Source organism: Finegoldia dalianensis, from assembly GCF_046255015.1.
Lineage (GTDB): Bacteria > Bacillota > Clostridia > Tissierellales > Peptoniphilaceae > Finegoldia > Finegoldia magna.
Window position 1 is genome coordinate 119,484 of record NZ_JBDLBQ010000003.1, and the last position, 24,381, is coordinate 143,864.

Genomic DNA, 24,381 nt, shown 5'->3' on the forward strand with positions numbered 1-24,381 from the left:
AAATATGCCCCTGTTTTTTAGTTTATATTATAATTTCATAAAAAAAATATTACTAAAATAATCATATATTGAAATTTTAAATAAATGAAATAACTTAGCAAACTTAGAAAATATCCATATTAGATGATAAAAATTGATAATACATATCATTAACACATAAGGATATAGATTAAATATCACTCATTTATTAGAAAAATAAATAAATAAATCCTTGACAATAAAAACGTTTCGATTTAATATATAGTTATAAAAGTAATGAAGATATTTGATTATAAAAGTGATGAAGGGGGAAATATGAAGAAATCAAAATATAACTTTTTATTAAAAGTTGATGAAAACGTTGCGATATATAATTCGTATTCTAATTCATTGGCATTATTAGACAGCGATGATATTGAAATGTATGAAAAAATCGAAGAGAGAAAAGAATTACCAAAGGAATTTCAAGAACTCAAAGATATGAATTTTGTATTAGATGATGATGACGATGAATTATCTAAAATTAAATATGAATTGCTTAGTTCAAGATTTAATAACTCTAATTTATCATTAACAATAGCACCAACTCTTGCTTGTAACTTTAATTGTTCATATTGTTATGAGAAAAATGCAGAAAATAAAAAGTCAATGAATGAATCAACGGAGAATTCCATAATAGAATTTATTTCTGAGCAAATTGAAAGATTAAATACTCTATCCATATCATGGTATGGGGGAGAACCTTTGCTTGAATTTGATAGCATAAAAAGACTTTCAGATAAAATAATAAAAATGTGTGATGAACATAATGTCATGTATACAGCCTTTATAGTTACAAACGGATATCTATTAACCAGAGAAATAGTCGAACAATTTAATAGTTTAAAGATAAATAGTATTCAAGTTACATTAGATGGATCAAAGGAATGGCATGATAAAAAAAGAATTCTACATAATGGAAACGAAACTTATGAAATTATTTTAAAAAATTTAAAAGATAGCTACGAATTTTTACCAATAACACATATAAGAATTAACTTAGATAATGATAATAAAAATTCTTACAATCAAGTAATTGATGATATGAAAAAATTTGATAAAGAAAATAAAATATTAATCTACATAGCACCAGTAGAAAATGACAACGATTCTTATGAGGATTGTCATTGTATCCAAAAAAAAGAGTTTTTTGAAAAGATTCTAGAATTTCATGAAACTTACGGTGAAGATACCTTGCTATATCAATATCCATACAAAATAACAAATTTTTGTGGAGCTGATGCTGTAAATTCATTGGTGATTAATAGTAATGGAGATTTATATAAGTGCTGGTCAGATATTGGATTCGTAGACAGAAAAATAGGAAATATAAACGATAATTCTAATGGAAACACTAATATGTATTATGATTATATGCTATATGATCCTACTGAAGATGAAAAATGTAAGGATTGTAAATTATTACCTTTTTGCATGGGAGGATGTCCTTATCAAAGAGTAGTAAATAACAAGAAGGCATGTAATAGATTCAAAGATAATATGGAAGATTTTATGAAGAAAATTGTCAGAATAAGATTAAAACAGGTAGCTGGAGAATAATATTCTCTAAATATAAATTTGCCGAAATGGCATAAATTCAAGGAGGAAAATATGAAAGTATTAATGGATGGAAGAAATCACGGAGCAGGAACAAACAGTAGTAGTCCTTGTGCAACAGCTGGCGGAGGATGTAATATAAACAAAGGTGGTTGTGTTGGTAACAGTCCTTGTGGTTCAAATGGTTGCGGAAATATTTATATACCGATATCATTTTGCTGGACAGTTAAGGTATCTGGATATAATCCGAAAAACAGTTTAAATGTTTAAAAGATTTATTAAAAATTTAGTAGTAGTTATGATAATTATCATAACTACTACTGGATTTACATATTCAAATAACATAGAAGACACACCTGATTATATAAAAGAAGATCTTTTAGAAAATGTTAACTTAAAAGATAAAATTCATGTTAATTTAAATACTAAAATATCACAAGAAGAGTATGAAACTACAATAAAAGACGTAGAAAATTTTTTGAAAGAAAATCATGTAATTTTTAATAATACATCCAGAGAAGAATTTTCAAAAGAATGTGACAAATTTATTAAAGATAAAAAAGAACATACAATTGTAGATACCGTACTAGATTTAAATGTACTGGCTTCGAGTTTAAAACAAGGACATCTTGGATTTCGTTCAGGATTTTTTACTGAACAATTGCCAATTGATTTAATTATGTTCAACGATGGCTACTACATAAAAAAATGTGCCGAAGAAGACAATGATATGTTAGGAAGCAAACTTTTAGCAATAAATAATACTCCAATTGAAGAAGTAGAAGATAAAGTATCAAAATATTTTCTAGGTGAAAACAAGAATATTTCAAGAGTATTTGCAACTGAAAACATTAAAATAGTTGATAACTTAAAGCGCGAAAATATAGTGGATGGCAATGAAATAACCCTTAAACTTGAAAAAAACGGAAAAATATTCTATAAAAATTTAATACCAATTAAACATCAAAACTGGGAATTTGGAAAAATAAATTCTAGTTATACAGATTTTTACTTTTTTAATGTGAATGAAATATTAAACATAACTAAAGTTTCAAACTTCGCTAGTATCAAGCCATTAAATAAAACAAATTATACTGAAAGAAATTTTTACTCTGAAGCGAAGAATAAAGACTTAGTAATTTATTACAATTCATGTTACGAGAATCCAGAATATATAACATATAATTTTACTAAAGAAATAAATGAAAAATTATATAAAAACAAACCTTCTAAAATAGTCATTGATTTGAGATTTAATACTGGAGGCTTTCTTAAAAATTATCTTAGCATATTAAAAGAAATTGGGTTATATCAAATAAAAAATCCAAATACACAGGTAAAAGTATTGATAAGTAATAAATCTTATTCTGCAGCTGGATTTGCAACAATAGAAACAATGAGAAAGCTGGACAATGTTGAAATAATAGGTAGTGATTCGGGATTTACAATTAAAACTACAACAGGAGTTGATAGTTTATTATATATTAAAAATTTAAAAGTGTATTGCCAGTATGCAAGAGTTTTACTATTTCAAAATTATGAAAGGGAAGATGTATTTAATCATAATTACAAAAACTATGATTATGAAGGTGATATGCTTACACCAGATTTCCACGCAGAGCAATCATTTGCGGATTACATGATAGGAAATGATCCGGCTATGAATTATGCATTGAGAGATGAAGGAGACAATTCGTTATTTAATAAAATGAAGTCTATTATTGATTAATTAAAACAGGTAGTTTGAGAATAATATTCTCTAAAAATAAATCTGCTGAAATGGCATAAAATTCAAGGAGGAAAATATGAAAGTATTAATGGACGGAAGGAATCACGGAGCAGGAACAAGTGGAAGTGGAGTTTGTAGCATAAACGAAGCTTCTTGTTGGAATAAATATTGCACCTGTTTTGGAGCTTTAGTATGCATCACAGATTTTTGTAAATGGTACATTAATATTAAAAGTAATGGACATGTTACAAAGTCAGATATTAAGTAAAATAATAAAGTTAGTTGTGGTTATGATTTTTTTTATAACCACTACTAGTTTTGTTAGACAGGATGAAATTATAACAATTAGTAATCAAGACTTCATTGATTATATCAACACAAGCAATGTTGAGAAATATGATTCGCATAAAATTGACGGCACTGAACCAATAAGTTCTTATAAATACAAAAAACAGGTAATGGATATAAGAGATTTTATGGAAGATAATCATGCTTTTTATGATAAAGCAAATATAGATGAAATTACAAATTCATACAATGAATTATTAACAGACACTAAAAATAAAACTGTCTTGGATTTAAATATAGAGTTAATGAGAATAATCTCAAACTATAGACAAGGTCATGTTTCTGTCCTTCCAATAGATGTGAAAAAATCTGCAGTTTTTATAGATGAATTCAATGGGAAATACTACATAGTAGGTACTAATGAACAGTTTAATAACTTATTAGGTTCAGAAGTCATAAGTATAAACAATATTAAAACAAAAGATATTGTTAATAAACTAGAACCTTATGCTAATGGTGAAAATAAAAGCTTCAAACTTCGTAGACAAAATTCTTACTTAAATTCTTACGATATCTTGAAAAGAGAAAATGTTGTAACAGAAAAACAAAATATTTATGAATTAAAAACAGGAGATAAAATTATAAAAGTAGATATACCATTTGTTAAGTTAGATGATTTAATAGTAAGTAAATTAAAGATAAATGGGAGAAAAACAGATATGTTACAATATGAAAGAAAAAGAATTAGTAACAAGAATAATGCTTCAATAAAACCATTATCATATCCTGTTGATGTAAGCAAATTATACTATATTGAAACAGAAGGTGACAATTTGATTATTAGGTATAATTCCTGCACAGAAAACGAAAACTATAATATTGAAAAATTCACCAAGGATGTCTGTGACAAATTAGATAGTAATATATTTTCAAATATAATCATAGATTTAAGATATAACTCCGGAGGAGATTCCTCATATATCTTCAATATTTTTAGTAAGATGATGGCATATCAGGGGGCAAATCCTAAAACTAAAATAAAAGTTCTAGTAAGCGATGGAACTTACTCTGCTGCAGGAGACTGCGCTTTGCTATTTGTAAAGAATTTTCATAACGTTGAAGTAATTGGTACAGATAGTGGATTTCCAGTATTAACATATGCTGGAAATGTTAATATGTTTTATACTAAAGATACTTATTTTCAAATATCTTACTGTATGAAGGTTTTTAGAGAACACTATGAAAATGTCGATTCGTATTTATTTAATTATATGAACTTTGATTTTGACAAGAATACAATGACACCAGACTTCCACGCAGAGCAATCTTTTGCAGATTACATGATAGGGAATGATCCAGCGATGAATTATGCATTGAGAGATGAAGGCAATAATTCCTTGTTTGATAAAATAAAGGGAATATTTAATTAGACAATTAGGAGAAAATATGATAAAAATACTAAGAAAAACATATAATTATTGTAAACCAAATAAAGTTCATTTGTTTCTTTATTATTTTATATCCTGTTGTTCTACATTAGTAGGTATTCTCACTCCATATATTACAGGTAATTTTATTGATATATTATCTAATAAAACAGCGACTAAAGAAAACATATACATTTATTGTTTTTGGGTAGCTGTTCTTGGAATTGTAAGTATAGTATTTGGATTCATAACTGAGAGGCTTTATTTAAAAATCCAAGTTAATTCAGCCTTTAAAATGACTAAAATGATGATTGAAAAAGTTCATAATATAAATTACTTACTTATATCAAAATTTGATGCAAGTTATTTGATAGATAGAATGAATAGTGACACTAATGAAATAATTATATTTTCATTGACAAGTGTAAGAAACATATTAACTCAGATTTTGTCGGTAGTATTATCGTTCATACTTGTATTTGCTTTTAGTAAATTGATTGCTTATATTTTAATTTTAGCAAGTTTTCTATATTTAATCACATACAAGTTAATGAAAAACAAAGTTTATGAGAGCAATTATAAAGTTATAGAAACCAGATCAAAATTCTTTTCTAACAGTTATAAGCAAGTAGAAGATGTGAAAACAGTAAAATTATATGGATTAACAGAAGTTTTGAAAAAATCATATTCAAATATATTTTCAAATTTATTTGGAAAAATTTTGGATAACCAAGTAATAACATACATTTACTCATCAATGGATAGTATAATATCCATACTTACTAGGACATTTATATTTGTAATAGGTGGAATAAAAGTAATAAAAGGGCAAATGACTATAGGACAGTTCACAATAGTTTTGCTATTGTTCAATAATATATTAGATTCTGTAAGTTTTGCATTTAATCTTGGTGAATCATATCAAAAAGCTAAAACTGTTGATAAAAGAATAGATGAAGTATTAAATATGAAAGTGGATAGATTTGGTAAAGTACAATTAAACCATATAGATTCTATAACTTTAAAAGATATTAGTTTTTCTTATGTGGAAAATGAAAAAATAGTTGATGATTTTAGCTATAAATTTGAAAAGTCAAATATCTACACGATAGTTGGAAATAATGGAGCAGGGAAAAGTACACTCATCAATCTAATTCTAGGATTATTTGGTGATGAGTACCAAGGAAATGTATATTACAATGATGTGAATTTGAAGAATTTGGATATCAACAATCTTAGAACTAAGAACATATCCATAACTACACAATATGCTGAAATAATTAACTTCTTGGAAGATATAGAAAAATTTAATTCATTTAATATATCAAATGATTTGATTAATGTATTGGAATTAAATAAGCTTATTAGCATAGAAAATAATAAACCAAAGTTGCAAAAAACAAAAGATTTTTCAGGAGGAGAAAAATACAAGTTATCTTTGCTTATAGCTTTATCAAAAGATTATGATGTGATTATTTTAGATGAACCTTCTGCAATGCTTGACAAAGAAAGTACAAATAACTTATTAAATTATCTTCAACAAATAAAAAATGATAAGATAATTATAATGATTTCACATGATATCAGATTAATCGATGTTAGTGATGAGGTTGTGAGATTGTCAAAGTAAATTATAATAATAACAGATAAATTAAAAATGCGATATATTCACATCAAAGTAAACTGGATATATAATCAAGAAAATAGTAAAAAAATAAATAGCATTGTATTGTTTTTCTATTAACGATAAATTGTTGAGTTAGCATGTTAATGAAAACTATCGCTACGATGATAGATGCCTATAGGTTATCCCTAGAAAACACTGAATCTTAGAGAAGATTGCATCAAACCTAAAAGAATAAGATATGATCTTATGACAAATAAAAACAATTAATTACAAAACACAAGGAGAAGAGATGAAGGAATCAAAATACAATTTTATTTTTAAAGATGGAGAAGATAATATATTATATAATTCGTTGACAGGAGCTATAGCACAAATAAACGATAAAGAAAGAAAGCTTATTGAAAGGCGAATGTTTTCTGATTTGGAAGATATAGATGATTATATTAAAGAAGGATTTTTTATAAATGATGAGATAGATGAAGTAGAATTGATTAGACATAATATGCTATGTTCTAAATTTAATACTGATAAATTATCTATAATTATCGCGCCTACTATGGGGTGTAACTTTAATTGTTCATATTGCTTCGAAAACGACATCAGATCAAATGCAATAATAAATGATAAAGTAATTAAATCAATTTATGATTTTGTTGATAGTAAAATAAATACAATTTCAGAACTTAATATCACATGGTATGGCGGAGAACCATTACTCCAAATAAATAAAATTGTAGAAATGTCTGAGTTTTTTCTGAAACTTTGTCATGAAAATAATGTGTTATACTATTCTACTATGATAACAAACGGATTTCTATTAAATGATGAGAATTCGATAAAGCTAAGAAGATGTAATATAAATACCATTCAGATAACACTAGATGGAAATGAAAAAACGCATGATATGCAAAGAAGATTAAAGCCAAATCGTCCTACATATAAAAAAATAATTGCTAATATAAAAGAAAATATTGATAATTTACCAAATATTTCCATAAGAATTAATATGACTAAGAATAATATTGATAGTTTTTACGATATTGTAGATGAAATAGGAAATTTTGATAAGAAAATAAGCATATACCTTGCTAAAGTTGAAGATTATAATTGTACTTGTAATGAAGACACTTACTTAACAAATGAAGAATTTCTTGAAGAAAAAATAAAGTTTATACAATATTACAAAAATAGCGACATAGACAATATGTATCCAAAGGAAACCCCATACTATTGTTCAGCGCAGTCAATTAATTCAGTGGTTATAGATAGTGAAGGGTATCTGTACAAGTGTTTTGTAGATATAGGATATATCAAAAGATCTTATGGCAATATATTAAACATATCAAAAATAGATATCAAAAACATGTTAAATTATTTGAAATTCGATCCAACATATGATGAAGTATGTAAAAACTGCAAGTACTTGCCATTATGTATGGGGGGATGTCCATATAAGAGAAATATTAATAAACAAGAAAATTGTATTTATTTCAAAGGCTATATAGATAAGTTATTAATTAACTTAATTAATATAGAAATTAATAGAAAGAAGGTGATTTAGAAAAATATCGAAAACGAATTAGCCGATGTAGGTTGTGTGATATAGTAATTAGGCTACAAGGATATAGAATTCTATATTACAGAAAAAATAATAACAGACATATTGAAAGGAGTATTTTATGAAAATCATTAAAGAAAGAAACAGTAGAAACTTAATTCAAATAAAACCAAATTCAAGTTCAGCTTGTATAGTATTGGACGGAGGTGGAAGATGTATAGATATACCATATCCATGTGTTAATCCATACAGAAAAGGGATACAAATTAAAAATGATAAATAAGATCAAAAAAATAAGCGCTGCTATAATTATAGTTATAGCAGTAGCTTTTTCTAATATTTCATATTCTGAAAATGAACTTGATAATATAGAAGTATTAACATTCTCTGTAAATAGCATATACCACAAGGGAAACTTGGACACAAACAAGGAAAAACACAAAAAGCTTGGAGAGATAGAATTAAATAGAGTTTTATCAAAAGAAGATTACATCAAAGATGTTAATAATTTCAAAAGTTTTTATATCCATGAACAAGGATATCTTGGAGGATACACAAAAGAACAGCTAGATTCGGATATTGATAAATTACTACAAAATCCAACAGGAAATACCGTTGGTGATTTGAATTTGCAACTTGCTAAAATAATATCTAATATGAATGATGGACACACAACTCCTATGTATTTTTTAGGGACAGAGCGATTCCCGTTCATAATAAAAATAATTGGCGACGAATTCTACATAATAAACACAACAGAAAAGTGCAAAGACTTATTGTATTCTAAAATAGTAAGCATAGAAGGTGTAAAATCATCTGAAATATTGAAAATAGTGAGCAAATACATTTCTGCAGAAAATGAAACTGGCAGGAAAAATCTTTTACATTATGGTTACATGTTATACACTGATTTACTTAAAAAAGAAAATATAATAAAAGGGAATAAAGTACATTTACAAATTTTGCAAAATGGAAAAATCGTTGATAAAATTGTAGACACCATTAAAACTGATAATATTGGAATATACAAAAATTATTACGATGATGAAAGCTACAATCAAATAATGTACGATACTAATGAATTAAAATGGGATGCATATACAAATTGGGGAAAAGAACAATTCACAGAAAATAAACCATTTTACTTCTATAAATCAAACAGAAATTTAGTAATTAAATATAATTATTCTTATGATATGAATAAAGATAACGTATTAAAAGATATGATAACTAAAATGCAAAATGAAATACAAGCAAAAGATATTGACAACATCATATTAGACATCAGATATAATGGTGGTGGTAATGAATTACATACAAGAGAATTAGAGTTTGCCATAATGCAATATCAATTATTAAATCCAAAAATCAATATTAAAGTGTTAACTAGTGAGGGAACTTTTTCAGCAGCTACAAAAATGATAGATAGTGTAAAAAGAAACTTACAAAATGTAAAATTAATTGGAACAAATACTGCGGGAGCTTCCAATTTTGCGAATTATGCAGGAAACATCATCTTTCTTGGAAAGAGTGAACTATTTATATATACATCCGATAGAATGATAAGATACGATTATACATACAATGATGTGTTACATTCTTCCTATCTTAATAGAAGAGATGGATCAACGTGGTATCCTGATATGTTTATCGAAAACCAAATCGAAGATTACGCAGTTGGCAATGACAAGGTTATGAATTATGCTTTGTTAGATGGGGACAATAGTTCTTTGCTTGATAAAATAAAGAGAATATTTAATTAGATATTTTTAGGAATATGAGAAGCTTCAAAGACCACATGAATTGAAATTCAATTTTGTGGTCTTTTTTGATTGTGTGTATTTATTTTTGGATTATTAATTTGTCTACTGGTCTGTCGAATTCTTCTGGATTTAAATCATCTACTAATTGAAAATCGTACACTATGGAAACTTTATATGAATCTTCTCCGATTTTGTCGATAAATCTGTCGTAGAATCCTCCACCGTAGCCAATTCTGTATTTGTTTTTGTCGAAACATAGTCCAGGTACTAGCATGAAATCAAATTTAACGTCTGATTCAACTGGATTTTTAGGTTCTAGGATTCCGTAAGCTCCAGGAGCCAAATCGTCCATGCTTTTGATTTCTACTGCAATCATGTGTCCTTTTGATTTTATATATGGAACGTACACTTTTTTTCCTTGTTCCAACAAATCTTTTATGAGCTTGTGTGTGTTAAACTCAGATCCAAAGCTCACATACACAAAAAAGTTTTTGGAATTTTTGAATTCTTTTAAGTTTTCCAATTCCTTTAAGAGTTCATCGTCGACTTTTTGCTTATCAGAGATGGAGTCTCTTTGTTTTAACATTTGTTTTCTAATTTCTTTTTTGTTCATTTTCATCACCTAAAATATATATACCCTAAAAAGATTTAAATATCCAGTTGTTTAAAAATTTAAAAAGACTGTGATATAATTAGGTTTACGAGGTGAAAAATGTTAGAATTCGTTCATGTCGATAAGACATATAAAAATAAAGTGTGCGCACTAAACGATTGCAATTTTAAAATTGAACAAGGTGAATTTGTTTTTTTGATTGGACCAAGCGGTGCGGGCAAATCAACTATTACTAAACTTATACTTAAAGAAATAAATCCAGATAGGGGTAAGATTTACCTTTACGGTGAAGACATAACCAGATTAAAAGCACGAAAGGTTCCTAAATTAAGACAAAGTATAGGAATGGTGTTTCAAGATTTTAAATTATTGGAGAATAAAACTGTGTACCAAAACATAAAATACGTTATGCAAATTTTGGGTAAAAGCTCTTCAGAGATAAAATCTACGATTGATACTGTGCTTGATTTGGTAAATTTGAAAGACAAAAAGAATGCATATCCACACGAATTATCCGGTGGGGAAATGCAAAGAGTGTGCATTGCACGTTCAATGGTTAATAAACCTAAACTACTTATTGCAGACGAACCTACGGGAAATTTGGATCCAGTGACTAGTATGGACATTGCCAATGCGTTGGTTAGAATTAATGAACGTGGCACGACTGTTTTGATGATAACTCACGAGAAAGATATTGTGAATAAATTACAAAAAAGAGTGATTCAATTGGACAAAGGAATTATTGTTAGAGATGAAGAAGGTGGAATGTATGAGAAGAATTAGAGTTATGATATCCACTTTGAAGGAAGGATTTGTAGGTATTTGGAAAAACAGATCGATGGGACTTGCATCTTTGACGACGATATCTCTGGCGCTTTTGATTTTGGGATCTGTAATAATATCTATGTTGACGATGAATCAAGCTGTAAAAGACATAGAAGGAAAAGTTAATCTTGTAAATGTGTACTTGGAAAATGGAATTCAAGAGGACAAGACGAAAAAGATTGAACAGTTTATCAAACAAAAAGATGGAATTAAGGATTTGAAGTATGTTTCCAACAAACAAGCTATGGAGAATTTCTCCAAGTCTTTAGATGATAAAACTTTGATTGAAGGAATGGAATCAGCTTTTCCTGCGTCATTTGAAGTTACACTAAAGGATGTAAACGACGCTGAAAAATACGTTAGAGAATTTCAAAAAATAGATGGCGTTGAAAAGGTAAGTTTTTACAAAGATTTAATTGCGAAAATTTCAAATGCATCTAGAATTGTAAAATACGCTGGATCAATCGTAGTTGCAATATTAGTGATGATTTCAATAATAAATATTTCAAATACGATTAGATTAACTGTGTATGCCAGAAGAAAAGAAATTGCCATTAAGAAAAATATTGGTGCATCGAATTTGGTAATATCTGCACCGCTTGTTGTGGAGGGAATATTTTTCGGAATAATCGGCGCTGTGGTTGCGTTTTTGGCTTGTTATTACCTGTACAGATATGGATATTTGAGGTATAATAAGACTGTGTATGGATTGATATCAACTTATTTGGTTCCACCAGTGATGATTAGGTGGGATTTATTGAAGATTTTTATCAGTCTAGGTATCGGAATTGGGGCATTCGGTTCCGTACTAAGTAGCAAAAAATATCTCAAAATATAAGGAAGGAATTATGAAGAAAAAAATTGTCGCATTAGCCTTGTGCATGATGCTTATGACTAATGCAGTGTATGCAGACAAATTAACCGAATTAAATAACGAAAAAAAAGCAAAAACTTCGGATTTAAACGAATCTAAATCCAACCTAAATAAATTAAAAGATGACAAAGACGCTGAGTTGGAAAAGTTGAAAAATATCAATTTAAAATTAACTCAAACTCAGTCAGAACTTGCTATTCAACAACAAGAATTGGCAAAAATTAATAAATCAATAGATGACACTAAAAAAGAAATCGAAAATTACAAATCTAGTATCAGCCAAAAAACAAAAGAATTTCAAAAAAGATTAAAAGGAATGTACATATCAAAAGACGGCGCAAAGGTCGATGTGCTTTTCGGATCTGGAAATTTGAATGATTTATTGAACAACGTGAGTTTGATGAATTACATTGCTAGGTTTGACAAAAATCTATTGAATGATTTAAAACACGAAAAAATTTCATTAGATTACAAAGAAGATGAACTAAAATCCAAAATGCAAACAATGGAAATTGTAAAAAAGAATTTGGAATTAAAAGTCGTAGCATTAAATGATACATTGGCTGAACAACAAAAGTTAATCGACGATATTTCTAAAAATGTAACGATGACTGAATCAGAAATATCTTCATTAATAAAAGAGCTTGAAAAAATTGACGGCAAAATCGACCAAGAAAAAAAGGCAATATTACAAGCAAAATTACTTGCAGCACAAAGAGCTCAAGCCGAAAAAAGAAGACGTGAAATGATGCAAAGAAATAAAGCATTCAACACAAACATTTCAGCACCAGTCATAAATAACGATGGGGCATACTTACAATGGCCGGTACCATCATCTCACAGAATGACATCTTTTTATGGATGGAGAAGCGATCCATTCGGAAGAGGATCAGGATTCCACACAGGACTTGATATTGCAGCGCCAATGGGAACACAAATCGTATCTGCAGAAGATGGAGTTGTAGTTCACGTTGGATGGAGCGGCGGCTATGGAAATCTTGTAAAAGTTCAACACGATAATGGAGCTTTGACTTATTATGGACACTTGAGTGGATTTAATTGTAGCGTAGGTCAAAGAGTAAAACGTGGACAATTAATTGCATTTATGGGATCAACTGGATATTCAACAGGACCTCATCTTCATTTTGAAGTTAGATTCAATGGTCAACACACTGATCCTCTTAACTATTTAAGATAATTATGAAACTAAGTTAGCAATAGCTTAGTTTTTTTAATGCAATAAATTACTTGAAAATATTTAAAAAAATATATAACCAAATGTTTGACAATTATGTGTTTTATTTGTAATATGGAGTTATAGAAAACGATTGACAATATTTAAGAGGAAATAAAATGAAAAAAAGAAAGAGAAGTCAAAAAATAATTTTATTCTTACTAACGTGCATTCTTGCATTAAATACACAAACACGAGGATTTGCAAAGAATGAATTGGATAATGAAATTCTTACATTTCCAATAGAAGATAATTTGAAATTAGAAAATTACAATCCCGATGATTTAAGAGTTAAACAATTGGGAAAAATTGAATTAAACAGAGTACTTACGAAATCTGAGTATGAAAAAGATATGAAAAATTTTATAAATTATTATTTGGAATGGCAAGCTTATTTAGGAAATTCTACAAGAGAAGAATTAGAAAAACTTGCTGAAGAGCTATTGAAAACATCAGATAATAAAACGGTTTCTGATTTAAACTTGGATTTTGCAAAATTAATTGCAAACACTCATGATGGACATACATCAGCTATGTATGAAATAGGGAAAAGTTGTATGCCAATTAAGATTAGAATTATTAATGGAGATTATTACATAATTAATACAACACCTGAATACGAAGATTTATTATACTCTAAGATAATAAAATTTGATGATATTGATACCAAGGACATAACAGAAAGATTATACAAATACACTTCATCAGAAAATAAATATTTTAAAAATACGATAATAAAAAATTTTTATTTATATTATGGAGATGCACTAGAAAAAGAAAATATAATTAAAAATGGAGAAGTAAAATTACAGATAGAAACTGATGGCAAAACGCTTAATAAAACAATCAAAATGATAGATCTGCCAGATGTTAAAATAAACAAATATAGTTATGAAAATACAGATTTTTCTCAAATCTTATATGATATGACAGATATCACAAAAAATAAATTCACAAAAAATGACAAGATGAGATACATGAAAATGAAACCATTTTATTATTATATAAATGATAATAACTTAATCATCCAATACAACAATTGTTATAATACCGATAAAGATAACATCTTGGAAAATATGATAGAAAAAATGGATAAAGATGTTTCACAAAATAATATAGAAAAAATAATTGTAGATGTAAGATACAACACAGGTGGTTGGCCAGCACATGCAAAAGAACTTGAATTGGCACTGAAAAGATATCAATTATTGAATCCTAAATTGGAAATAAAATTATTAACTGGACCAGAAAATTACTCTGCTGGATCCTTGTTCGTAGACGGAGTCAAGAGAAACCTTGATAATCTTCAGATAATTGGGGAAAATACCGGAGGACCTTCTGGGTGGACGACAGAAGCGGCAACTATTATGTATTTAGGAAATAGTAAATTATTTGTAAAAAAATCTAGTGGAGTCACAAGGTACGATTATACATACAATGATGCGTTACACTGTTCCAATCTTAATAAAAGAGATGGATTAACGTGGTATCCTGATATGTTTATCGAAAATCAAATCCAAGATTATGCTATTGGAAATGACAGGGTTATGAATTATGCATTGAGAAAACAATAAATTTAAATATAGTGGGGAGATTTATGAAAAAAATTAAAACAATAACTTTGGTATCTTTGTTGATAATAAGTCTGTTATTAACAAATACAAACAGTTTTGCAGATAGTGAATTAGATGATATTGAAGTATTAACAATAGACCTAAATTCTATGTTTCAAGATGAAAATGTAGACTACAGTAAGCTCAAGACGACTGTTGTACAAAACATAGATTTTAATAAGACTTTAACTGACAAGGAATATAATACAGATTTATCTAATTTTCTTCATTATTTTATTCAGTCACAGTCTTATCTTGGGTATTCAACAGAAGATGAAATGAAAAAAGAATTAAATAAAATTATACAAAACAAAAAAGGTAGAACAGTTTCAGATTTGAAGTTTGATATGGATAAAATTATCGCTATGACTAATGATGGTCATGCTTTGGGTATGATTAATGTGGGTAGTGCTTATTTACCGATAAGAATGAAAATTATTGATTACGATATTTACATAATTAATACTACAGAAAATTACAAGAATTTACTGTATAGTAAAATTATTAGCATAAATGGAGAGTCTGCAAAAAGTTTGCTTGATAAGTTTTATAAATATGTTTCAGGAGAGAATGAATATTTTAAGAAAGCTAAACTTGAATCATATTACTTGAGTTATATTGATATATATAATAAAGAAAATATAAGTAAGAATAACAGGTTATCACTAGAGCTTGAAAATGATGGCAAGATTCAAAATATCGATATAGAATCTATAAAAATGGAACCTACTAAAATCTTCAAACAATATCTTGAAGGTAGCGAATCAAAGAGATTTGTTTATGATATTAATGATAAAATAGGTAAAAAATTCGTACAAAATAATAAGGAAAGATTTACCGATGACGAAGCATTTTATTGTTACGAAAGAGAAGGAAGCCTTATTGTAAAATATAATCAGGCAGCTGATAAAAGTGATGAGATTAGTTTAAAAAATCTAGAAAAAAATATGGATAGTATTATCAAGAAAAATAATACGAACAAGATCATATTAGACCTTAGATACAATAATGGAGGAGAAACAACACATTTTAGAGAGCTATCTAGAAAACTACAAACATATCAAGTATCAAATCCACAACTTGAATTCAGAGTTTTGACAGATTACAATTCTTATTCAGCAGCGACATTTTTAATTGATGATATTAAGAAGGAGTTAAATAATGTTACTATAGTGGGTAATTTTACAGGAGGGCCATCTGATTGGACAACATCTGCATATGGTTCTATGTTGTATTTTGGAAATAGTCACCTATTTACTTCATCTGCATCAAGTTATTTATTTAGATTTGACTATAACTATAATGATATAATGCACTGTTCAAATCTTAATAAAAAAGATGGATTAACGTGGTATCCCGATATGTTTATCGAAAATCAAATCCAAGATTATGCTATTGGAAATGACAAGGTTATGAATTATGCTATTAACAATTAAATAATGTAATTAATATCTTCTTTTATTTATTAAAAGAGGATATTTTTTTAATTAAAAGCACAATAATCTTAGACAAATTGTAACTCAATTTTAATACAAAAAATCGTTAATCTGTTATACTATATATTAGTTAGAGGTGATTTATGAAAACATTTAAAAAAGTTTTTATTGGATTGGGGCTTTGCTTATTGGTGTATTTAAGTTTTTCTGTAGGAAATGCTACAGGAAAAAGAACAGCGATTGCCAATGAAAATGGTATTCCATTAGCGAAGATCAATAAGATTGAAAACTTGATTGACCAATATTATCTTTTTGATATAGACAAGAACAAGCAACAAGAAGGAGCTGTTGAAGGCTATGTAAAATCTTTGGGAGATCCTTATTCTGAGTTTTTGACTAAGGAAGAGATGGATAGTTTGAATCAACAAACTGAGGGAGAATATGCAGGTGTTGGAATTGTGGTTACTCCTTCTGAAACTGGTGCTATAACTGTTGTTAGTGCTATCAAAGGTAGTCCAGCTTTTGAAAAAGGCATCAAAAAAGATGATATTATACTTAAAATTAACGGCAAGGATTACAATGCATCACAAATGAATGATGCAGTGAAGGTTATGAAAGGTAAGCCTAATACAGATGTTAAGCTTACTATTGCCAGAATGGAGAACAAAACTAGTAAGATTTTCGATGTAAATATCACACGTCGTATGATTAGTTTGACTACTGTTAATTCTCAAAAAATTGGAGATATTGGATATATCAACATAACTCAATTTGACAGAAAAACTGATAAGGAATTTATTGAACAGTACGAAAATTTGAAAAAGCAAAATGTGAAATCAATTGTTTTGGATTTGCGTAACAACCCTGGTGGTTTGTTGGATTCTACGGTTAAAATAGCAGACTATCTTCTTCCACAAGGAGTAATAGTTAAGACTGTGGATAAGAATAAAAAAGAAGATGTCCAAAAGAGTGATTCTTCGGAACAAAATCTACCAATGGTGGTTCTTGTGAATGGCTCGAGTGCATCTGCATCTGAAATTTTGACAGGGGCTTTGAAGGATTACAAGAAAGCTACGATTGTGGGAGAGAAAACATTTGGAAAAGGTATCGTTCAAACGATTATTCCAATGGAAAAAGGCGAAGGGTTGAAGCTTACTATTAGCGAGTATTTTTCACCAAATGGCAACAAAATTCACAAACAAGGTGTTAAACCAGATGTTGAAATCAAATTAGATGAAAAAGCTAAGGGTATTGGAGTTGAGTTTATGAAAGAAGATAACCAACTTCAAAAAGCTTTGGAGATTTTAAATAAGAAATAGGAGAAATTATGAGAGAAGAAAGAGAAGCGAGAAGAAAACGTAAGAGAAGAAAAAAAATAATTAATTCAATAGTTCTTTTGATTTTTGTATTGGCTGTAGGAAGTTTTGTTGCAGTAAAAGTAGCCAACAGCGAACAAAGTCTTAATCCAAAAGTAGCTGAGAGTTCTTCTAAGAAATCAAACAAAAAAACTGCAGAGAAAAAAGAAGAGCCAAAACAAGATCCGAATAAATTAATGAAGGGTTCAAATCATATTTTAAAAGCAGATTCGTATGCTTATGATGCCAAAACAATTAGTCAATTTATTAGACCAACAAAATCTGAGGGATATGTTAAAAACACTGACAACAAAAAAATTTGTTTCTTGACTTTTGATGATGGTCCAAATCACAGCATAACTCCACAAGTTTTGGATGTATTAAAGAAAGAAAATGTTCCTGCTACATTTTTTGTAGTTGGTAAACATGTTTCACAAGATACAAAAGATATTTTGGAACGCCAATTAAATGAAGGTCACGCAATTGCCCTTCACTCTTTTGAACACGATTATTCAAAATTATATCCAGGAAGAGTTGCAAACGCTGATAGAATTAAAAAAGAAGCTGAAATGGCACAAAAAGCATTGCAAGATGTTCTTGGTCCAGATTTTAAAACAAGCGTGTGGAGATATCCAGGTGGACACATGAGTTGGAAACAATTAAAACCAGGCGATGATGCATTAGAATATTTGGGAATTCACTGGATTGACTGGAACAGTTTGGTTGGAGATGCTGAACCAAAAAGCAGAAGACCTACGACTGTGGAAGGCATGGTTGAATTTGCAAATACTTCATTAACTTATCAAGCTGAGCAAGATTTAGTTGTAGTTTTGTGTCACGATGCACCAGGAAAACAACTAACTGTTGATTCACTTTCAGCAATTATTAAAAATTTTAAAGATAAGGGATATGAATTTGGAATTTTAAAATAATTTTAAAATTATAAATATTAGCTTAAATTTGCCACAATTAAATTATTATGCAGAGCACCTTTTTGATAAGGTGCTTTTTTAATGTTTTAAATCCTACTAACTATATATAGTATGAATAAAAATCAAAAACCCACATATTGATACTATCTGTAGTATTTGATATAATAAAGCAGTATTAGGAAATAGTAAAAAAATAATTTAATCTTATAAAAAAAGGAAAGAGAAGAGGGATTGCAAATGCTAACTGTAGAAAAAAGAGACGGACGACAAGTTGAGTTTGATGCTAAAAAAATTGTCGTTGCGATAGAAAAAGCTATGAATAGTAGTACAGGAATTTACGAGGAAAATTTGGCTGAAAAAATCGCCAAAGAAATTGAAGGATATGCCAAAACGATTGGAAAAGTTTTGAGTATTACTGATATCGAAGACCAAGTGTATTATAAGTTAATTCAGTACAACAATCCCGCTACGGCAAGAGCATACGAAAACTACAAAGCCGTACAAAAATATAAAAGAGAAACTAACACTACTGATGAAAGTATAATCGGTTTGTTGGAAGAAAGTAACAAGGATTTGTTGGAAGAAAACTCCAACAAAAATGCAGTGATAGCTTCTACTCAAAGAGATTTAATCGCTGGTGAAGTTAGCAAGGATATTGCTAGAAGAAAGCTTATTCCTCAAGATTTGCTTCAAGCTCACGATGAAGGAGCAATTCACCTTCACGATATGGATTACATAATTCAACCAATGTTCAACTGTTGCCTTGTAAATATGAAAGATATGCTTGATAAGGGAACAGTTGTAAACGGCAAATTAATTGAATCGCCAAAATCATTCCAAGTTGCTTGTAATGTAATGACTCAAATAATCGCACAAATAGCAAGTAATCAATACGGTGGTCAAAGTATCGATATTAGATGTTTGTCAAAGTATTTGAGAAAATCTTACGAAAAGAATTTGAATTTGTGCATTGAAACTCTTGGAGACATCGACATGGCTGAAAAAATGGCAGATAAGATGACTCAAAAAGACTTGGAATCAGGAATTCAAACAATCCAATATCAAATCAATACATTGATGACTTCCAATGGACAAGCTCCATTTGTGACTTTGTTTATGTTTATTGAAGACCACGATGAATACAAGGAAGAAACTGCAAAGATAATAGAAGAAATTTTGAAGCAAAGAATTCAAGGAATTAAAAATGAAGCAGGAGTGTATGTTACACCAGCATTCCCTAAGTTAATTTACGTTTTGGATGAAAATAACATTCACAAGGACAGCGAATTTTATCATTTGACTTCACTTGCAATTCGTTGCACAGCTAAGAGAATGTATCCTGATTATATTTCGGCTAAGAAAATGAGAGAAAACTATGAAGGAAATGTGTTCAGTCCAATGGGATGCAGAGCGTTCTTGTCTCCATGGAAAGATGAACATGGAAACTATCAATTTGAAGGTAGATTTAATATCGGAGTTGTTACGATTAATTTACCACAAATCGGAATTTTGGCAGATGGCGATGAAGATAAATTCTTCGAAATATTAGATAAAAGATTAGAAATGTGCAAACGTGCAGGAGTATTGCGTTACGGTTTACTAAAAGATGTAACTAGTGATTCTTCTCCAATTCATTGGCAACACGGAGCTATCGCGAGACTTAAACCACACACACCAATCAAAGATTTGTTGATAGGTGGATATGCGACTGTGACTTTGGGCTACATTGGAATTTACGAAGCTACGTTACTAACAATTGGTGAAAGCCACACAACTCCAAAAGGCAAAGAATTTGCAATGAAAATAATGGATATTATGAATGAAAAAATAAAACAATGGAAAAAGGAAACTAATCTAGGATTTGCATTGTATGGAACTCCAGCAGAAAGTCTAACTCACAGATTTAATAGTATAGACAGGGAAAGATTCGGAGTAATCGAAAACATCACAGATAAAGGTTACTACACAAATTCATTCCACGTTGATGTAAGAGAAGAAATATCTGCTTTTGAAAAGTTCTCATTTGAATCGAAATTCCAAGATAAATCATCAGGCGGATGTATTTCTTATGTAGAAATTCCAAACATGAGCAAGAATTTGAAAGCTTTGGAAACTCTTGTCAAATACATTTACGATAATATTCAATACGCAGAATTCAACACAAAAAGCGACTATTGTCAAAACTGTGGTTTCGATGGAGAAATTACAATCAACGAAGATGGTGATTGGCAATGTCCACAATGTGGAAACAAAGACCATGCTACGATGAATGTTGTCAGAAGAACTTGTGGATATCTTGGAGAAAACTTCTGGAACGAAGGAAGAACAAAAGAAATCAAAGATAGGGTATTACACATTTAATGAATTACGCACAAATCAGACAATACGATGTGGCAAACGGCCCTGGAATTAGATGCACGTTTTTTGTAACAGGATGCAGCCTCAATTGCAAGAATTGTTTTAACAAAGAATACCAAGATCCAAATTTTGGAGAAAAATGGACAGATACGCAAACAAATCAAGTAATAGATTATTTGAACCAAGAAGAAATTGATGGACTCACAATTTTAGGTGGAGAACCATTCGAATCATGCGATGATTTAATAGAAATTGTAGGAAAAATCAGAGAAAATACAAACAAAAGTATCTGGATTTTTTCGGGATACACTTACGAAACACTTTCTCAAAAACAAAACTGCAAAAAACTATTGGACATGTGCGATGTACTTGTTGATGGAAGATTCGTAGAAGAATTAAAAGATTTGAGATTGAAGTTTCGTGGATCTTCAAATCAAAGATTGATTGATTTGAACAAGACCACAATGGATGACATAATATTAGTTGATGAGAATAAATTATAAATAAACCGTTAGAATCAGCTGGTTCTAACGGTTTTGTTTTGCAATTAATTACATATTAGATATTATATTTTTGATAAATGAGCCTACGGTTTTACTAAACATTTCAGGAGATTTAATGTAGCAGAAATCATTGGTGAAGATTTCCTTCTCAAAAGTCAAATCGTCTTGTGATCCAGTGAACACACCTAGTAATTTTATTTTTTGCATTCTAGTCAAGAATACTTCTTTTGCGCTGTCTTTTACTGCCGATTCTCCGACATAATCTTCTGCTTTAAATCTGGTTTTGCCAACAAAATTGAGATTTACAATATTGTTGGGCTTACCATCTGTTAGCATTATCAAAAGTTTGGACTCCATTTGTTCCATCATAATATTTCTCATAAATTTGAGTGCCAATCCGTCTCTGTTTGAGCCTTCTGGATGATAATGAAAAATATTTTTGCAGTTCTGCTCGTCGTAGTCTTTGAATTTTGTAATTATCAAATAATCGTACATATTTTGAAAACCAAGTACACGAACTTTTATGGACAAATCACTTAATGCTTTCGCTATAACATAAGCTTGTGCTGCTATAATTTCCTTCTTTTCACTTTGACTCGCAGACATATCCAACAATAAATCAACAGACATTGGACTGTTTTCGTTTTTGTAGATTTTGTTAAAAATTTTATTGTCGTTTAGTTTGGTGTGACGCCATGCTCTTTTGATATCGATAGTTCCGAACGTCCACCTTCTAACATCATCATCTTCATTTTTGAGAAGAGCAAGTTTCAGCATTTCACTTAAAACATTGACTTGGCGATTGTAAATGAGGATATTTTTCTCGAAATGTTTAATATTCTCATTGTAAGATTCTACCAAAAGATTCGTTCTGTAGTTTTCAATTCTAGTAGAATTGGCATTCACGATGTGAAAATTTATATCAGAATGAATATCGGTAGACAGTTTATTTTTCAAAGAATTCAAAATAGATTGATCGACGATACTTTTTCCGTACAATCTTTCGATATTTTGATGAACATCCTTAGTACGTGAAGTTTTTTGAGTGGAAGAGTCGTTGTCGACATCCTCATCTTCCAATAATTTGTATAAATCTTCAGTAAATTCTTGTGATCCAATGGAATATTTTTCAAGTTGAGATACATTTTCTTGTTTTGTTATAATTTTCTGATTGGTTTTCTCGATAACTGGTTTGATTTCTTTTTTTATCTTTTTGAAATTATCATTATTGCTAATATCTTTATATGAGTAGAAATATTTATTTATAATCTCAATCAACAGATTTATAAGAGACAAGCTATCATTGCACTTTGTTTTAGTCAACATCAAGACTTCTCTGATGGATTTTGTAGTTGTCCAGGGCTTATTAGTGTAGTGATATTTTTCCAATTCTTCAGAAATGTTTCTAGGATTGGACCTATAATACTTGTCAGAATAGTATAATTTCTGTAGTCTATCAAAATCCTCAAGCCCATTTCTTTCATTTAACATTTTATCTTTTAGATTGTTGTCTAAAATTATCATCAAAATCGTAAAAATATCCGTTTTATTTGACCCATTATCAATTATTTTCATAACGGAATTCATATCGTAGAATCTGTGGGCAAATCCAAAAAGCGCAGTCTGAAAAATCTCTGAATTGACATTTTCTTTTGTAATAAAATCTAAATTAGGGTTAATGTTGTAATCTTCACTCAACAACCAGAATAGATTTTTGGACCTTGAATCTTCCATTATTCAAATATCTCTTCCGGTTTTAAATCGTCCTTAAATATGGTATCGATAATATCTTGCACGATTGTTTTTTCAAATTCATCAAATGTTTTATTGACAATTCCAAGTTTTAAGCTTGATTTAACGCTCAAACCTCTTTTCATAGCGTGGATTGAAGATAACAAACCACGCAAGTCGATACATCTTCCAGAAATTTCAGAATTCAAACTTTTTTCTTGTAAATCCATAAAAAATCTCACGAACATTTTTTGAGCGGTGTCTGTCAATGAAAATTCTTCTGAAAGTATCTTGTTCAAAGTTTTTTCGTCTGTTTTTGGCATATCTATGACAAAAAATCTAGACAACAACGCTTCATTGATTTCACGCGTACCAGCGTATCCGTAATTCATTGTAGCTAAGAATCTTGTTTTATCGTGAATGTCTACTTTTTCAAAACCAGGTATATCTATAATTCGACGATAATCTAAAACGGAGTGCATAATAGCAACAGAATCGTTCTTAGCCATATTAATCTCATCGAACACGCAGAAACCTCCATTTAATGAAGATTCCAACACTGGACCTGCTCTGAAAATAACTTGATCGTTTTTCAAAGTATCCATACCAATCAAACTTTCAGAATCCGTGTTCACATGAAAAGAAATATTCCATTGTGGTCTTTGGAAAATATATGCCAAATTATCGCACAATATATTCTTGCCGGTAGCTTTAGGACCAACCAATAGCAAATTATTCGCTTCCAAAATGCTTGTTATAGCCATTTCCAAAACTTCTTTTCCGTAATAATTAAATCGTGGTTTGGGAATTCTGGATTTGAACTTATCATCTACATCATTATTTTTCAAAAACTTTTCTACATCTTTTATTAAATTTTTATTTATATTTTGTGATTCAAGTAAATTAATCATATTACCTCTTTCATTATTCATCTAATTGT

21 protein-coding genes are annotated in these 24,381 nt (G+C 29.2%); 18 read left to right on the top strand and 3 right to left on the bottom strand.

Annotated elements, in window-relative coordinates; genetic code table 11:
• Positions 1 to 294: 294 nt before the first annotated feature.
• The 9 genes from ABDJ34_RS04380 (at position 295) to ABDJ34_RS04420 (ending at position 9,967) form a co-directional block, all read left to right on the top strand.
• Positions 295 to 1,578 carry a radical SAM protein gene (locus ABDJ34_RS04380; protein WP_412701508.1) on the top strand — a complete coding sequence of 428 codons (1,284 nt, stop codon included), beginning with the start codon at positions 295 to 297 and terminating at the stop codon, positions 1,576 to 1,578.
• 51 nt (positions 1,579 to 1,629) lie between these two features.
• Entirely contained in the window at positions 1,630 to 1,845 is a 216-nt protein-coding gene (locus ABDJ34_RS04385; RefSeq protein WP_154271563.1) for a hypothetical protein, read from the top strand.
• Complete coding sequence (locus tag ABDJ34_RS04390) at positions 1,838 to 3,304, top strand: hypothetical protein (RefSeq protein WP_412701509.1); 1,467 nt, start codon at positions 1,838 to 1,840, stop codon at positions 3,302 to 3,304. The genes ABDJ34_RS04385 and ABDJ34_RS04390 overlap by 8 nt, the downstream gene beginning before the upstream one ends.
• Before the next feature lie 76 nt (positions 3,305 to 3,380).
• Positions 3,381 to 3,572, top strand: coding sequence for a hypothetical protein (locus ABDJ34_RS04395; protein WP_412701510.1), 192 nt, complete (start codon positions 3,381 to 3,383; stop codon positions 3,570 to 3,572).
• A gap of 22 nt (positions 3,573 to 3,594) precedes the next feature.
• Complete coding sequence (locus tag ABDJ34_RS04400) at positions 3,595 to 5,022, top strand: S41 family peptidase (RefSeq protein WP_154271566.1); 1,428 nt, start codon at positions 3,595 to 3,597, stop codon at positions 5,020 to 5,022.
• A gap of 16 nt (positions 5,023 to 5,038) precedes the next feature.
• Positions 5,039 to 6,649 (top strand): ABC transporter transmembrane domain-containing protein, encoded by a 1,611-nt coding sequence (locus ABDJ34_RS04405; RefSeq protein WP_154271567.1) that lies wholly within the window; start codon positions 5,039 to 5,041, stop codon positions 6,647 to 6,649.
• Positions 6,650 to 6,935: 286 nt separating this feature from the next.
• On the top strand, positions 6,936 to 8,207 hold the full coding sequence (locus ABDJ34_RS04410; RefSeq protein ID WP_002837240.1) for a radical SAM/SPASM domain-containing protein: 1,272 nt from the start codon (positions 6,936 to 6,938) through the stop codon (positions 8,205 to 8,207).
• Positions 8,208 to 8,325: 118 nt separating this feature from the next.
• Complete coding sequence (locus ABDJ34_RS04415) at positions 8,326 to 8,487, top strand: hypothetical protein (protein ID WP_002837153.1); 162 nt, start codon at positions 8,326 to 8,328, stop codon at positions 8,485 to 8,487.
• Complete coding sequence (locus tag ABDJ34_RS04420) at positions 8,477 to 9,967, top strand: S41 family peptidase (RefSeq protein WP_412701511.1); 1,491 nt, start codon at positions 8,477 to 8,479, stop codon at positions 9,965 to 9,967. Before ABDJ34_RS04415 ends, ABDJ34_RS04420 begins: the two co-directional genes overlap by 11 nt.
• Before the next feature lie 79 nt (positions 9,968 to 10,046).
• On the opposite strand, the gene ABDJ34_RS04425 is transcribed toward ABDJ34_RS04420, so the two are convergent.
• Positions 10,047 to 10,580 carry a 5-formyltetrahydrofolate cyclo-ligase gene (locus ABDJ34_RS04425; RefSeq protein WP_412701512.1) on the bottom strand — a complete coding sequence of 178 codons (534 nt, stop codon included), beginning with the start codon at positions 10,578 to 10,580 and terminating at the stop codon, positions 10,047 to 10,049.
• Positions 10,581 to 10,679: 99 nt separating this feature from the next.
• Here ABDJ34_RS04425 and ftsE point away from each other — a divergent pair, with 99 nt between their 5' ends.
• From ftsE to nrdG, 9 genes are all read left to right on the top strand, one after another.
• Positions 10,680 to 11,363 carry a cell division ATP-binding protein FtsE gene (ftsE, locus tag ABDJ34_RS04430; protein WP_002835102.1) on the top strand — a complete coding sequence of 228 codons (684 nt, stop codon included), beginning with the start codon at positions 10,680 to 10,682 and terminating at the stop codon, positions 11,361 to 11,363.
• Positions 11,350 to 12,243: a permease-like cell division protein FtsX gene (ftsX, locus tag ABDJ34_RS04435; protein ID WP_094206029.1), complete on the top strand. Its 894-nt coding sequence runs from the start codon at positions 11,350 to 11,352 to the stop codon at positions 12,241 to 12,243. Before ftsE ends, ftsX begins: the two co-directional genes overlap by 14 nt.
• Positions 12,244 to 12,253: 10 nt before the next feature.
• Entirely contained in the window at positions 12,254 to 13,477 is a 1,224-nt protein-coding gene (locus ABDJ34_RS04440) for a murein hydrolase activator EnvC family protein (protein WP_412701513.1), read from the top strand.
• 155 nt (positions 13,478 to 13,632) lie between these two features.
• Positions 13,633 to 15,087: a peptidase S41 gene (locus tag ABDJ34_RS04445; RefSeq protein WP_412701514.1), complete on the top strand. Its 1,455-nt coding sequence runs from the start codon at positions 13,633 to 13,635 to the stop codon at positions 15,085 to 15,087.
• A 23-nt stretch (positions 15,088 to 15,110) separates the two neighbouring features.
• On the top strand, positions 15,111 to 16,562 hold the full coding sequence (locus ABDJ34_RS04450; RefSeq protein WP_412701515.1) for a S41 family peptidase: 1,452 nt from the start codon (positions 15,111 to 15,113) through the stop codon (positions 16,560 to 16,562).
• A 143-nt stretch (positions 16,563 to 16,705) separates the two neighbouring features.
• Entirely contained in the window at positions 16,706 to 17,881 is a 1,176-nt protein-coding gene (locus tag ABDJ34_RS04455) for a S41 family peptidase (protein ID WP_412701516.1), read from the top strand.
• Between the two features lie 8 nt (positions 17,882 to 17,889).
• Entirely contained in the window at positions 17,890 to 18,849 is a 960-nt protein-coding gene (locus tag ABDJ34_RS04460; protein WP_412701517.1) for a polysaccharide deacetylase family protein, read from the top strand.
• 237 nt (positions 18,850 to 19,086) lie between these two features.
• A complete protein-coding gene (gene nrdD / locus ABDJ34_RS04465; protein WP_412701518.1) occupies positions 19,087 to 21,210 on the top strand; it encodes an anaerobic ribonucleoside-triphosphate reductase in 2,124 nt (707 codons plus the stop codon).
• Complete coding sequence (nrdG, locus tag ABDJ34_RS04470; RefSeq protein WP_094208906.1) at positions 21,210 to 21,710, top strand: anaerobic ribonucleoside-triphosphate reductase activating protein; 501 nt, start codon at positions 21,210 to 21,212, stop codon at positions 21,708 to 21,710. The genes nrdD and nrdG overlap by 1 nt, the downstream gene beginning before the upstream one ends.
• 48 nt (positions 21,711 to 21,758) lie before the next feature.
• Here the strand turns inward: nrdG and ABDJ34_RS04475 are convergent, their stop codons facing one another.
• Both ABDJ34_RS04475 and ABDJ34_RS04480 read right to left on the bottom strand, forming a co-directional pair.
• Entirely contained in the window at positions 21,759 to 23,444 is a 1,686-nt protein-coding gene (locus ABDJ34_RS04475) for a vWA domain-containing protein (protein ID WP_412701519.1), read from the bottom strand.
• Positions 23,444 to 24,352: an AAA family ATPase gene (locus ABDJ34_RS04480; RefSeq protein ID WP_412701520.1), complete on the bottom strand. Its 909-nt coding sequence runs from the start codon at positions 24,350 to 24,352 to the stop codon at positions 23,444 to 23,446. The genes ABDJ34_RS04475 and ABDJ34_RS04480 overlap by 1 nt, the downstream gene beginning before the upstream one ends.
• Positions 24,353 to 24,381: the final 29 nt, after the last annotated feature.